At 39.3% G+C, this 13,686-nt stretch carries 15 protein-coding genes; all 15 read right to left on the reverse strand.

Annotated elements, in window-relative coordinates:
• Position 1: 1 nt before the first annotated feature.
• Positions 2-2,350, reverse strand: coding sequence for a 2Fe-2S iron-sulfur cluster-binding protein (locus G415_RS0106830; RefSeq protein ID WP_022670914.1), 2,349 nt, complete (start codon positions 2,348-2,350; stop codon positions 2-4).
• Positions 2,351-2,362: 12 nt separating this feature from the next.
• Positions 2,363-3,559 (reverse strand): NADH dehydrogenase (quinone) subunit D, encoded by a 1,197-nt coding sequence (gene nuoD, locus G415_RS0106835; RefSeq protein WP_022670915.1) that lies wholly within the window; start codon positions 3,557-3,559, stop codon positions 2,363-2,365.
• A gap of 17 nt (positions 3,560-3,576) precedes the next feature.
• Positions 3,577-4,107 carry an NADH-quinone oxidoreductase subunit C gene (locus G415_RS11355; protein ID WP_022670916.1) on the reverse strand — a complete coding sequence of 177 codons (531 nt, stop codon included), beginning with the start codon at positions 4,105-4,107 and terminating at the stop codon, positions 3,577-3,579.
• Positions 4,108-4,122: 15 nt separating this feature from the next.
• A complete protein-coding gene (locus G415_RS0106845; RefSeq protein WP_013681254.1) occupies positions 4,123-4,584 on the reverse strand; it encodes an NADH-quinone oxidoreductase subunit B in 462 nt (153 codons plus the stop codon).
• On the reverse strand, positions 4,575-4,925 hold the full coding sequence (locus tag G415_RS0106850; RefSeq protein WP_022670918.1) for an NADH-quinone oxidoreductase subunit A: 351 nt from the start codon (positions 4,923-4,925) through the stop codon (positions 4,575-4,577). Before G415_RS0106850 ends, G415_RS0106845 begins: the two co-directional genes overlap by 10 nt.
• A 171-nt stretch (positions 4,926-5,096) precedes the next feature.
• Complete coding sequence (gltA, locus tag G415_RS0106855) at positions 5,097-6,515, reverse strand: NADPH-dependent glutamate synthase (RefSeq protein ID WP_022670919.1); 1,419 nt, start codon at positions 6,513-6,515, stop codon at positions 5,097-5,099.
• Positions 6,515-7,357: a sulfide/dihydroorotate dehydrogenase-like FAD/NAD-binding protein gene (locus tag G415_RS0106860; RefSeq protein WP_022670921.1), complete on the reverse strand. Its 843-nt coding sequence runs from the start codon at positions 7,355-7,357 to the stop codon at positions 6,515-6,517. The genes gltA and G415_RS0106860 overlap by 1 nt, the downstream gene beginning before the upstream one ends.
• 40 nt (positions 7,358-7,397) lie before the next feature.
• Complete coding sequence (locus G415_RS0106865; RefSeq protein ID WP_022670922.1) at positions 7,398-7,967, reverse strand: hypothetical protein; 570 nt, start codon at positions 7,965-7,967, stop codon at positions 7,398-7,400.
• Positions 7,964-8,629, reverse strand: coding sequence for a tetratricopeptide repeat protein (locus G415_RS0106870; RefSeq protein ID WP_022670923.1), 666 nt, complete (start codon positions 8,627-8,629; stop codon positions 7,964-7,966). Before G415_RS0106870 ends, G415_RS0106865 begins: the two co-directional genes overlap by 4 nt.
• Positions 8,622-9,689, reverse strand: coding sequence for a 3-dehydroquinate synthase (gene aroB, locus G415_RS0106875; protein ID WP_022670925.1), 1,068 nt, complete (start codon positions 9,687-9,689; stop codon positions 8,622-8,624). The genes G415_RS0106870 and aroB overlap by 8 nt, the downstream gene beginning before the upstream one ends.
• On the reverse strand, positions 9,662-10,747 hold the full coding sequence (locus G415_RS0106880; RefSeq protein ID WP_022670926.1) for a type 1 periplasmic-binding domain-containing protein: 1,086 nt from the start codon (positions 10,745-10,747) through the stop codon (positions 9,662-9,664). Before G415_RS0106880 ends, aroB begins: the two co-directional genes overlap by 28 nt.
• The gene (locus G415_RS0106885; RefSeq protein WP_022670927.1) at positions 10,744-11,373 is read right to left on the reverse strand and encodes a uracil-DNA glycosylase; all 630 of its coding nucleotides are present in this window, start codon (positions 11,371-11,373) and stop codon (positions 10,744-10,746) included. Before G415_RS0106885 ends, G415_RS0106880 begins: the two co-directional genes overlap by 4 nt.
• A complete protein-coding gene (hisG, locus tag G415_RS0106890; protein WP_022670928.1) occupies positions 11,357-11,977 on the reverse strand; it encodes an ATP phosphoribosyltransferase in 621 nt (206 codons plus the stop codon). The genes G415_RS0106885 and hisG overlap by 17 nt, the downstream gene beginning before the upstream one ends.
• Positions 11,974-13,227: a UDP-N-acetylglucosamine 1-carboxyvinyltransferase gene (gene murA / locus G415_RS0106895; RefSeq protein ID WP_022670930.1), complete on the reverse strand. Its 1,254-nt coding sequence runs from the start codon at positions 13,225-13,227 to the stop codon at positions 11,974-11,976. The genes hisG and murA overlap by 4 nt, the downstream gene beginning before the upstream one ends.
• A complete protein-coding gene (locus G415_RS0106900; RefSeq protein WP_022670931.1) occupies positions 13,227-13,685 on the reverse strand; it encodes a CoA-binding protein in 459 nt (152 codons plus the stop codon). Before G415_RS0106900 ends, murA begins: the two co-directional genes overlap by 1 nt.
• Between the last annotated feature and the right edge of the window lies 1 nt (position 13,686).

A 13,686-nucleotide genomic window follows, 5' to 3' on the forward strand; every position in this document is an offset into this window, starting at 1 on the left:
GCTACTCACCCTTCGTAATTTTTGCACTAAATAGGTTATTTAGAGACCCGCTTAGATTATAAGCGTTATAACCATCATACCACAATGGAACAGCTACATAGCCCTTAGGCATCTTCTCATCAATTTTAACCTTTAGCATCAAACTATCTTCGCCTTCTACCTTTGCTAATGAACCATCTTCTAAACCTAAGGCTTGAGCATCTTCAGGATTCATCTCAAGCAAAGGCTCTGGGGATGCAATACTTGCACCTTCTCCCAAAGATGAGAAAATTCCAGACCTAAACTTAGAATATACAACCACTCCTTTTATATCTCCACTTACCGAGACAACAGAGTTTATATCAACATAACTATCAGCAACACCTTCAAGCTCAAATGGGTTGCCTTCGGCTATCTTCTTTACATAGCCCATCTGCAGGTTGTATCCATACTCTTTCGAGATATCTGCAAGAATCCTATAACCAGCAATCCTGTTTTCTTCAATGGCTTTCCTGATTGTGTTAAGCTTACCTTCAACATTTATATAATGTCCATCAACACCTGCAAACGAAGCCATCGGAAGAACAACTTTGGAATGCTTCACAGACTCGTTCTTGTATGCACCTATTAAAATTGTGTCTGCATTCTTGAATATCTTTTTTGCATCTGTATCGCTGAATAGCTCAAATAGGTCAGCTCCCAAAAGCACCAACGCCTTTACTTTTCCTTCTTCTGCTAACTTTGGCAAGTCATACAGACTAAAGCCCAACTCTGACACCTTTCCATAGACATCAAAGCCGTTGGCTGTGCCTGTATATAGAGAGCCAAATGAGTTATTGTATTTGCTTGATGCATAGAGTCTTACATTTTCACCAAACAAAAGCAGAAGGTTTGATAAAGCCAAAGCAACTTCGTTGCCGTTTGCCCTTTCTAATGCTTCTTCTCCAACAATTAGAGCAACCTTTTTAGCATCAGCTAAAGTTTTAACGGCATCTTCTGCTATCTCAACTGTGCCTTTAATATTCGTATCAACACCTTTAGCAGAAGCAAGGGCACTAAATAGACTATTCAAAAACTCAACTTCCTTACCCGGCTCATACCTTAAAGCAACGCTGCCGAGCGTGTCTATCTTTGTATCTCGCCAGTAAGCGCTTATAAGCTTTGATTTCTTAAGCAGTTTTACATTTCTTGTTATCTGCCAATCGAGTCTCGGCATCTCATTGGCAACATCACCACCAAAGGCAAGTATTACATCGCAATCTTCCATATCCCTTACATTGTTAAATGGAGCCACACTTTTCGGCAAAACCCTGTAAAGCTTGGCTATGTGGGTTGATGCCACAGAATCAATATTGTTTGTCTTCAATGCGTTATTAAAGAACCTCTTAAGTGCATACTGGTCTTCAATCGTTTCCCTTCCACCACATACAGCAGCTATCTCTTCAGGCTTGTAAGCCTTTAGAATATTGGCTGCTTCTCTAACTGCATCTTCATAAAGAACTTCCTTCCCTCTAATATGAGCAGCAGATATAAGATTTTTTCTCTCTACCACAGAATAGTTGAACCTACCAAGATTACACAAATTTGCCATGTTTGGCGTGTAATCTTCACTTGTAACTCTTAAAACCTTGTTATCTTTTACATTCAAGTCCATCTGACAGCCAGATGAACAGAACTGACAGGTTGTTCTAATTTTCTCCATTTCCCACGGGCGAGCTTTATACTTAAACAGCTTACTACTCATTGCACCCGTAGGACAGATGCTCACACACTGACCACAGAATTCGCATTCTAAAGGCTTACCATCTGTAGTATCTATCTCTTTTCCACCCCAATCCTTCTTTACAAGCTTTAGAATGCCGAAGTTTACAACCTTATCACATATCGTAACACATCTTCTACACTGAATACATAAGTTGGCATCATGATGAATAATTCTCCACTCGTGATGAACTGTTCTATTTGGAACAGTTAAAGGATCAGCTTCTTCTTCGAGTGGATTGCTCGTAATATTCAAATCGTAGTTTACATCCTGAAGGTCGCACTCACCGCTTTTATCACAAACACCGCACTGAAGTGGATGGAACTTATCCCACTCCCAAACAATCTTGTTTCTTGCTTCTATAACCTTTTCTGAGTCTGTTAATACTTCCATGCCGTCTTTAACCTTAACGGCACAAGAGAGCATGGGCTTTTTCATACCCACTATCTCAACAACGCATACACGGCAAGCACCTATAGCACCAAACCTGTCAGAATAACAGATGGCAGGGATATATATGCCGTTTCTTCGTGCCACCTGCAAAATTGTTTCATCTTTGCTTGCTTCATACTCTTTTCCATTTATCTTTATTTTTACAGTATCAGCCATATCCTACACCCCTTATCTATCGCATTCGCCGAACACGAAGTCCAAGCTACCGATTACCGAGATAATATCCGCTATCAACCCACCCTTAACCATCTTTGGCATAGCACTAATGTTGATAAAGGATGGTGCTCTTATCTTTAACCTGTAAGGCTTGCCTTCACCCGTTGAATAGATATAGAAGCCAAGTTCTCCCTTTGGATTCTCAGCACCAAAATAGACTTCACCCGCAGGAGCCTTAATTCCTTTTACAACCTTTACAAAGTGCTTCATTAAGGCGTAGTTGTTCATCATCAGTCTCTCTTTTGGCTCCCACACATACTGTGGAGCATCAATCATCGCAGGTCCAGAAGGTATTTTTTCGATACACTGCTCAAGAATTCTGTTAGATTGCAGCATCTCATCCATTCTCACAAGGTATCTTGCATATACATCACCATCATCATAGACTGGAACTTCAAAATTCAGTTCAGGATAAACCAAATAAGGCATATCCCTTCTTAAGTCCCAATCTACACCGCTTCCCCTTGTGCATGGACCTGCTATACCGTAATTAATAGCATCTTCCTTAGAAATATATCCAACACCTTTGGTTCTCTTCAGCCAAATCCTATTTTTGGTAAGAAGAGTATGATACTCTTTTAATTTTTTCGGGAAGAGTTTTACAAACTCACTCAGTTTCTCCATAAAGCCATTAGGCAAATCCCTTGCAACACCACCTATTCTTATATAGTTGTAAGTAAGCCTGTTTCCGCAAGCCATCTCATACATATCAAGTATGTATTCCCTTTCACGGAAACAGTAAAGGAATACAGTCATAGCACCGATATCAAGGGCGTGTGTTGCAAGCCAAACAAGGTGTGATGCTATTCTGCCAAGCTCAGCCATTATAACCCTTATATATTGGGCTCTTTCTGGGATATCTTTATCTATCCCCAAGAGCTTTTCGACAGCCATGGCATAAGCCAAGTTGTTGTTCATGGCTGCCAAATAGTCAAGCCTATCCGTATAAGGGTTAAACTGTTGATAGGTCATGTATTCGGCTAATTTTTCTATACCTCTATGCAAGAAACCAACTTGGGGGTCGGAGTCAACAATTCTCTCACCATCCAGCTTAACGACATATCTCAAAACGCCGTGCGTTGCTGGATGCTGCGGACCAACATTGATTACGACTTCTCTCTCGTTATTAACTTCATAAGTTTTATTCATTTTACATACTCCTTAAGTTAAGGCATCCTTGTGTGTCTTGGTTTTTTAATTTGACCTTCGGGAAGATGCTTATCAAGCCACAAATCATCTTCAGGTTTACCTTTAAGCGGATAATCCTTTCTCAAAGGATAACCTTCCCAATCTTCTGGCATCAATATCCTTCTTAAGTCTGGATGATTGTTAAACTTTATACCAAACATGTCGTATGTCTCTCTCTCATCCCAGTTAGCAGAATGCCAAATAGAAACAACGCTATCAACAGGTTCATCTTCCTTTGTTCTCGTTTTAACTCTCATAATCATTTTATGCGGTATAGACCTTATCTCATAAACCAAATCGAATCTCTCTTCCCTTTCAGGAAAATCAACGGCTGTCATCATTACAAGATAATCAAATTGTAATTCTGGGTCGTCATGCAAAAACTTCATAAGCTCAACAAGCTTCTCCTTTTTAATCGTCACGGAGAGCTCATCTCTAAAGGTGTCATGCTCTATGATGTAATCCCCAAATTTTGATTTTATCTTCTCAAACAACTCCTCGTTAGTCATAGAATCTCTCCTTTTTTAGGCTTTCATTGAGCCTTCTCTTCTGATCTTCTCCTGAAGCTTCATAATTCCATACAACAGACCTTCTGGTCTTGGTGGACATCCAGGCACATATACATCGACAGGCATGATAGTATCCACACCCTGAACAACGCTGTAGGTATCAAACATTCCACCTGTATTAGCACAAGAACCCATAGAAATAACCCACTTTGGGTGTGGCATCTGGTCGTAAACCTTTCTTGCTGCTATAGCCATCTTTTTCGTCAATGTTCCTGCAATTATCATAATGTCGGAATGCCTTGGAGACGCTCTAAAAACAACACCAAACCTATCAAGGTCAAAACGAGATGCACCTGTTGCCATCATCTCAATAGCACAGCAGGCAAGACCAAATGTCATAGGCCACAAAGAAGAGTATCTTGCCCAACTAACAAGCTTGTCCAACTTCGTCGTTATCCAAGGATTCTCTACTCCCATTCCAGTGCTCCTTTCTTATAAGCATAAATCCAGCCCACAAAAACCATTACAACAAACAGACCCATCTCAATGACCCCAAGGATACCCAACTGTTTAAAGTCAACAGCCCACGGATACATGAATACCGCTTCTATATCGAACAGTGTGAACATGATAGCAATGATATAGAAACGGATATTCATGTGTCTGAGTTCGGATACCATAGGATATCCGCACTCATACAGGTCAAACTTTTCAGGGTAATATTCCTTGGGGGCCAAATACTTAGAAACAGCCAACATCGCAAAGAAGATGATAAACAAGACAATAACTGAAATAAACGCAATAAGCCAGTTAGTCATACTCCGACCCCCTTAGCATTATTTTACTTCTAACCCGTGCAAAATTTTACATTAAACAGTTCAACTGTCAACAGTAAAAATTATGAACAATTAAATACCAAATAACCTTTAACCAATAACTATAAAAATTAAGAGGGTGTTAGGTTATACTAACACCCCTTGTTTCTATTTTTAGCCTTCCTTAGAGAGAGTTTCGTGTATAGATTTTGCAGCTTTTTTACCTGCTCCAACAGCTAAAATAACCGTTGCTGCACCCGTAACTATGTCTCCACCTGCCCAAACCTTTGGATGAGTTGTCTTACCTGTCTCTTCGTCAGCTATGAAATAGCCCCATTTGTTAGTTTCAACGCCTGTTGCTGTTCTCGCAACAATAGGGTTAGCGTTCTGACCTATTGCTATAATTACATTGTCAACATCCATTACAAAGTTTGAACCTTCAATAGGAACAGGTCTCCTTCTTCCAGATTCATCAGGTTCACCAAGTTCCATTCTTACACACTCAAGACCTTTCACATTACCATTTTCATCACCTATAACCCTAACAGGATTCGTAAGCAACTCAAACTTTATACCTTCTGCTTCAGCATGCTCTATCTCTTCGGCTCTTGCTGGCATCTCTGCTCTGCTTCTTCTGTAAACAATAATAGCTTCTTCTGCACCGAGTCTCTTTGCCGTTCTTACGGCATCCATAGCAACATTACCACCGCCTATAACAACGACCCTTTTACCAACCTTTATAGGCGTATCATACTCTGGAAAATCAAAAGCCCTCATTAGATTGGAGCGCGTCAAGAATTCGCTTGCGGAATAAACACCGTTTAGGTTCTCACCCGGAATACCCAAAAAGCTTGGTGCGCCAGCACCATTTGCCAAAAATACTGCATCGTATTCTTCAACAAGCTCATCAACTGTCTTGATATAACCGATAACATAGTCAGTGTATATTTTGACACCTAACTTTTTAACTTGGTCAACTTCATATTGAACAATAGACTTTGGAAGCCTGAACTCAGGAATACCATAAATTAAAACTCCACCTGGCTTATGGAGTGCTTCAAAAATTGTTACATCGTATCCCAAGTTTGCTAAATCAGCAGCACAAGCTAAACCTGCAGGACCAGAACCGACAATAGCAACTTTTTTATTTTTCTTTGTTCCTTCTTCTATAGGTTTATCAACTATACCATGCTCTCTTGCCCAATCTGCAACAAACCTTTCAAGTCTTCCTATCGCTATAGGCTTACCTTTTTTGTTCATTACGCACTTCTCTTCACACTGCTCCTCCTGTGGACAAACCCTACCACATATAGCGGGTAAAGCATTGGTAAGCTTTATCTCCCTGAAAGCACCTTCTATGTCTTCGTCTAATATCTTGTCTATAAACTGTGGAATATGGACATCAGCTGGACAACCTTCTATACATGGAGCAGGATTACACTGAAGACATCTCTGTGCTTCAGCTATTGCTTCTTCTAAAGAATATCCGTAAGGAACTTCATCAAAATTTTTAATTCTCTCTTTCGGGTCCTGTTCTCTCATTGGGACCCTATCTCTTTTAAACTTTTCAGAAGCTTTTAATCTCTCAGCCATTATGCTATTCCCTCCTTTGCTTTATATAACTCTAAAGCCTTCTTTTCTTGGTCAGCGTAATATCTCTGTCTTGCTATAAGCTCATCAAAATCAACCAAAGCTCCATCAAACTCTGGCCCATCAACGCATGCAAATTTTGTCTCTCCGCCAACTGTTACACGACATGCGCCACACATTCCAGTTCCGTCAACCATTATTGGGTTGAGAGAAACTATAATAGGTTTGTTAAACTTTTTAGCAGATTCAACACAAGCCTTCATCATAATAGGCGGTCCAATTGCCCAAATTCTGCTTACATTATCAGCTTCTGTTGCGAGCAACTCTTCTAAAACAAGATTAACAAAGCCCTTTTTGCCCTTACTGCCATCGTCAGTTGCAACGATGAGCTCTGTTGAAGCATCTTTCATCTTGTCTTCCATAATAAGCAAATCAGCTGTTCTTGCACCTATGATAGAAATCACATGATTACCCAACTCTTTCAAGGCTTTGGCAATAGGATGTATAGGTGCTATACCGATACCACCACCAATCATCACAACCTTGCCGTCAAACTTCTCAACTTCAGACGGCATACCCAAAGGACCAACGAAGGAGTAAAGCTCATCTCCCTCATTCATCCTTGAAAGTTCCAACGTGCTCTTTCCAACCACCTGAAAAACAATCTGAACCCACCCTTCAGTTGGGTTAGCATCGGCGATAGTCAAAGGGACCCTTTCGCCGTGGTCTCTTGGAATTAGAATAATAAACTGTCCAGCTTTCGATGCCTTAGCAACATCCTTGGCATCAATAAGCATGGAGAAGATGGTCTCGCTCCACTGCTCTTTCTTTAGAATTCTTGCCATTAAAAACCTCCTAAAACCTTATTTTCAGAATAAATCTCCGTCAAAATTTCAAAGATATCGTGCCTAAATACGAGCTAACAACAAGAATAGGGTTTTTACAGTTGTTCTTATTAAACTTAACGATATACTCCCTATACCATCTATCATTACCTATACTATAAAGCCAACTTGCTCGCCAATCACTTTTTTCTATATAATCAATAGAAACAGGCTTCAAAATATTCCCACAGGCAGATAGATATACAAGCCAAAACGAGTTTTTATCTTCAAGATTGTTTAAATCCATATCGGGCGTATAAAAAGCCACATAATAGACATCGTAATTCTCAAGCTCTCTGTAAATATCGCTATATCTTGAAGGAGATTTTCCTTTTAGATGAGACATTACATCGATATATTCGCTCATGAGTTTTTTGTCAAACCTTGTGGCTGCAATCTTTGCAATCGTTGAGAAGTCTCTATACAGCGTATAACTTCTTGTATGCTTTTCTAAATCCTGCATATATCTATCCTGATAATGCGTAAAACCAAGCCTTTCTAAGGATCTATTGACAGAAGTGCAGCCATACAAAAACAAAAAACCCATCAACAAAACAACTATCTTCTTCATTTCTCACCTTCCAAACCCGACTCGTTAAGCAGTCTATCAAGTGACTCTTTTGCTTCAATATTATCGGGTTCTTTTTTAAGAATCTTTTTGTAAATCTCTATGGCATCGTTTATGTATCCCTGCTTCTCATACAGCTTTGCCATTGTTATAGTGGCTTCTTCGTCATCATCGGACTCTTCTTCAAGCTCTATCTCGGGTATCTCTTCTTTCTCTTCACTTATCTCTTCAACAAGCTCACTCAAATCTTCTTCATCTGGCTTAATCTTGCCTGCAAGCTCTATCATCTTTGACTTATACTCTTCCTTATCTTCCAAAAGCAGCAATCTCTCATAAATCTTGCCTGCAAGCTCCAACTTGCCTGCCTTCTCATAACATTCAGCAAGCAGTTTTAAAGCTTCTGTATTGTTCCTTTGAATATTTGCTGCCGTCTCAAGATAGGCAAGGGCAGCTTCGTAATTCTTCTCCATCATTAGAATCTTACCAACCAAAAGCAGAGCAAGTGCATATCTTGGATATGCCTTCAACCCTTCTATAAGAATCTGATAAGCCTTGTCATACTCCTTGTTTCTAAAATAGAGCAAGGCTATTGGATAGAAATATAAACTCTTGCTTTTATGCTTCTCATAGTAAGTTTCTAACTTTTGAATTAACTTCTTATTCATTTGCTCCTATAACTTCTTCAACAACTTTTCTTGCTATACCGTCGGTGATTATAGAATTACCTATACCAACTGTCAAGACAAAACGCAAAACGCCGTCTCTGTTTTTCTTATCTTTAAGCATAATCTCGTAAACTTGCTCTGGTTTAATGTGAAAATCAACTTGAACGGGCAAACCCAAAGAACTAAGAAGAGACTTTAACCTGTCCGATTCATCTCTGCTCATATAACCCAACTTTTCAGCTAACCTTGAAGCCATAACCATACCTATACTTACGGCTTCGCCATGTAAATACCTTTTATAATTCGTGATACTCTCTATGGCATGAGCAAATGTATGGCCAAAGTTAAGCAGAGCCCTTATGTTTTTCTCCTTCTCATCTTCAACAACTATCTCAACCTTGTTTTTTATGCTCCTTTCAACAACAAACTGTAAACTATCCAAATCCCTATTTTTCAAAGCATCAACGCTGTTTTCCAAAAACTCAAACAGCTTCTTATCCCTTATCATGCCGTATTTAACAACTTCAGCAAAAGCAGATAGATACTCCCTTTCGGGCAAAGTTTTTAAGAAGCCAACATCAACAAAAACAGCTTCGGGCTGATAAAAACTGCCAACAATATTTTTATAGCCACCGTAATTTATTCCCGTCTTTCCACCAATTGAGCTATCAACCATCGCAAGAAGGGAAGTAGGTAGTTGAACGAGTTTTGCTCCACGCATATATGTTGCTGCAGCAAACCCAACTATATCACCAACAACACCACCGCCAAATGCCAAAATAAGAGAGTGCCTATCTGCAGACTTATCAAGCAAAAAGTCGTAAATTTTCATCAGCGTATTTATATTTTTGCTCTCTTCACCTGCCTCAAAAACAAAGAGATGCTGGCTTAACTCATTAAGAAAATCCCTATAAAAAGAGAAAAGATTACTGTCTGTAATCACAAAAACCCTTTTATCCCTTATGAACTCTATTATTTCATCTTTCAAATTCTCACCAACAAAAACGCTATATTTTGGATTTACATTTACAGCTATCTGTCTAATATCTCCTGTCTGCATCTATTCAACTCCCTATATCCAACCATTCTGTATTCAATCACAGCCTTTGCCGTATCGTCAAAGAACAACAGATGACCTATAAGAAGATTTATATCCTTTGCATCCGTTATACTCTTGTTGTTGAAATAGTAATCTTTTAATAGTTTTCCTATATCATATCCAACAGCAGAGATGAATGTTGGGTCTTTAAAGAATGTCTCCCTGTAATCGTTAAGAAACTTCTCTGCAAGACTATTCGACTGACACATATAGTATGGCGTTATAAACCTAAGCGATTTCCTTACAGCAATACTCAAATCAAACAAACTCTTTTTTGACTGAAGATTGACAGATAAAATCCTTAATGGATGAACATCGTAATAATCAAGCAAACTAACAAGATGAACAAACATCTTCTGTGGAGCAAAAACAACGAGCGTATCAACATTCAAAGAGTGCTCAAAAACCTTGCCCTTCGTAAGCCCAGAGATTTTTTTAACCTTAACAATACCAAACAACTCCCTTAAAAATGAGTCCATAACTTCATACAAAGATGGAATGCCCGATGATACAAAAACAGACTTCCCGCATTTCAAAAGCGTATCAACAAATGCATCTTTGTCTACCGTATCAACCTTATCAAAAGAGTAAAGCACACCTATACTGCCACTGTCTATATTGCAAACATACTCTGCAAGCTGTTTTGATGCAAGTGTAGGGTTATATCCGTAATAGGCAACATTGGAACAGTTATCGTCATCTTTTGCCAAAGGTAAAATAACAAGAACTGGCTTATTGCAGTATTTTCCAAGAAGTTTATCGACATTCGACTTCGAAAAAGGACCAACTATAGCCACAGGATTAATCTTTTTCAACTCACTCAAAAAATCGCTATTGCTGTCTATCTTCACCAAATTAACAAACGAAGGCAGAGAGAGACTTAAACCGTTGTAAAGCTCTTCAGAAAACGAAGAGAGACTCCCGCCAAAAGGCGCAACAACCACAACCGACAAATTGGAAGCATAAGAGTTTAGAATAAAAACAAAAAGGAAAACAAAAACAGCACATAACTTCTTCATTGCATCATAAGTGATTTAACCTTTTTCAAATCTTCTATGAATATCTCAATAGCCTTGGGATTTCTTAGAAGATAAGCAGGGTGATAAAGCGGCACAACCTTTATGTTTTTGTATTGGAACACTTTTCCCCTTAATGTGCCTAAGGCACCTTTTTGGTTTGTAAGCTCATAGGTAGAATATCTGCCAAGGGTGGCTATAACCTTAGGTTGAATCAACTCTATTTGTCTTTTTAAATAACCAAAGCAGGCTATAAGCTCTTCAGGTAAAGGGTCTCTATTGTTGGGTGGGCGACACTTTAGACAGTTCGCAATATAGACACTCTTTGCGTCTATACCAACATCCTTAAGCAAATCCCTTAGAAGCCTTCCAGCCCTTCCAACAAACGGTCTGCCCTGTAAATCTTCGTCCCTTCCTGGTGCTTCTCCAACAAACATCAAATCAGCGTTTATATCGCCTTCTCCAAACACAACATTTGTTCTTGTCTTATGCAACTCGCACTTTTTACATCTTAAAGCTTCTTCCTTTAACTCTTCAAATATCTCTTCCTTGCTTGTAAACTTAACGGGCTGCATATACTCAACACCTATATCTTTATAAAAGCAGAGAAGTTCAACAAGCTCTCTCATTTTTTAAAAGGTTGATAAGTTTTGCTATCTGTTCGTTTTTCGCATAGTAAGATATCTTGTTAGAAACAAGAAAAGCCGTTGATTCAAATATATCTTCAATAACTTCAAGCCCATTCTCTCTGAGTGTTCTGCCGGTTGATACTATATCAACAATACAGTCTGCTATACCCAAAACTGCAGCAAGCTCTATCGAACCATAAAGCTTTATAATCTCAACATTCAAACCCTTCTTTAGAAAATGATTTCTTGCTATATTGACAAACTTCGTTGCAACCTTAACGGCTGAATTTTTCTTGTTTATACACCCTTTATCCCTGCCTGCAACAACCATCCTGCAATAGCCTATACCCAAATCCAAAAGTTCAAATAGGTCTGGCTCTGTCTCATTTAAAACATCCCTTCCCACAACACCAAGGTCAGCAGCAGCATACTCAACATAGGTTGCAACATCCTGAGCCCTAACAATAAGAAACCTATAATTGTTCTCTTTATCGGTAAAAAAGAGCTTTCTTGAAGAAGGAACATCAACTTCTATGCCCGCCTTTTTAAAAATCTCAAGAGATTCATCCATCAGTCTGCCCTTTGGCAGAGCAATTGTTATCATTGTTTCTCTCTCCTGATATTTGCACCAAGCAGGGATAGTTTTTTCTCAAGCGATTCATAGCCTCTATCTAAGTGATAAATCCTTAGAACATCCGTTCTTCCTTCTGCTGATAAACCTGCAATAACAAGACCTGCCGATGCTCTTAAATCCGTTGCCATGACAGTTGCACCTATAAGCCTATCAACACCTTCAACAATAGCCTTATTGCCCGAGATGATTATATTTGCTCCGAGTCTGTTTAACTCTGCAACATGCATAAACCTATTCTCAAAAATTGTCTCTTCTATTATGCTTGTGCCTTCTGCTAAGGTTAATGCAGCCATAAATTGAGCCTGCATATCGGTCGGAAAACCCGGATATACAGCCGTTTTTATCATAACAGGATTAATTTTATCGGCTGAAACCTTCAAGGTATCATCTGCTAAAATCTCTATCTCTCCACCAATCTCTACAAATTTATCAACAATTGCATCCATTGCGAATATAGGCGCATTTCTAAGCGTTATTTCAGACTTTGTAATGAGTGCAGCACACATGAATGTGCCAGCTTCAATCCTATCGCTCATAACAGAGTACTCAACACCATCTAAACCTTCAACACCTTCAATCGTAATTGTGCTTTCACCTTCGCCTTCTATCTTTGCACCCATCTTTTTAAGCAGTCTAACAAGGTCAACCACTTCAGGCTCTTTTGCTGCGTTTTTTATAACCGTTTTGCCTTCTGACAAAACGGCAGCCATGATAAGATTCTCTGTCCCTGTAACGGTTGGTATGTCAAAATAGATATTCGAACCCTTCAACCCTTCTGTCTTTGCAACGATATAACCATGCTCTATATTTACATCTGCAGACATCTGTTTTAATCCGTTTATATGCAGATTGACAGGTCTAACGCCAATTGCACAGCCGCCGGGCATCGAAACATGGGCGCTCTTCAATCGAGCTACCAAAGGCCCTAAAACAAGAATAGAAGCTCTCATTGTCTTCACAAGCTCATAGGGAGCAAAATCCGAACTTATATCGGCACAATTCAGTCTTAAAGTTTTTCCGTCCCTTTCACATACACAGCCCAATCTTTTTATAAGCTCACACATTGTGCTTACATCTTTCAAATCCGGGACATTGTGAAGAATAACATCTTTATCAGTCAAAATAGCAGCAGCCATCATGGGAAGTGATGCGTTTTTAGAACCGCTTATATAGACTTCACCCTTGAGCCTATTTGGGCCTTCGATTACAAATTTATCCATTACAATTTATCCTTGTATGCCTTGTAGGCTTTTTTCATGCAGTAATCCATTATAACGATGAGACCTGACTCTTCTGCAATTCTCTTTGCTTCTTCGGATACTATCCCTTCCTGAAGCCATAAAACCTTAGCACCAATCTCAACGGCCTGTTTTGCCAACTCGGGAGCATACTCAGACCTTCTGAACACATCAACCACATCAACAGGCCTATCAACATCCAAAAGCGTTTTATAACACTTCTCGCCCAGAATCTCCTTCGTTGCAGGCCTTACGGGAATTATCGTATATCCGTTATCTTTCAAATACTTCGCCACATCATAACTTGCTCTTGAAGGCTTTGGACTTAAACCTACAACAGCTATATTCTTATATCTCAACGCTTCTATCATCTTTTTCTCTTCTTCTTCTGAAGGATTACCCAAACCTACTCTGCAGGCATCAACAGCCGGTTTTTCCATC

The organism is Hippea alviniae EP5-r (assembly GCF_000420385.1).
Taxonomy (GTDB): Bacteria; Campylobacterota_A; Desulfurellia; order Desulfurellales; family Hippeaceae; genus Hippea; species Hippea alviniae.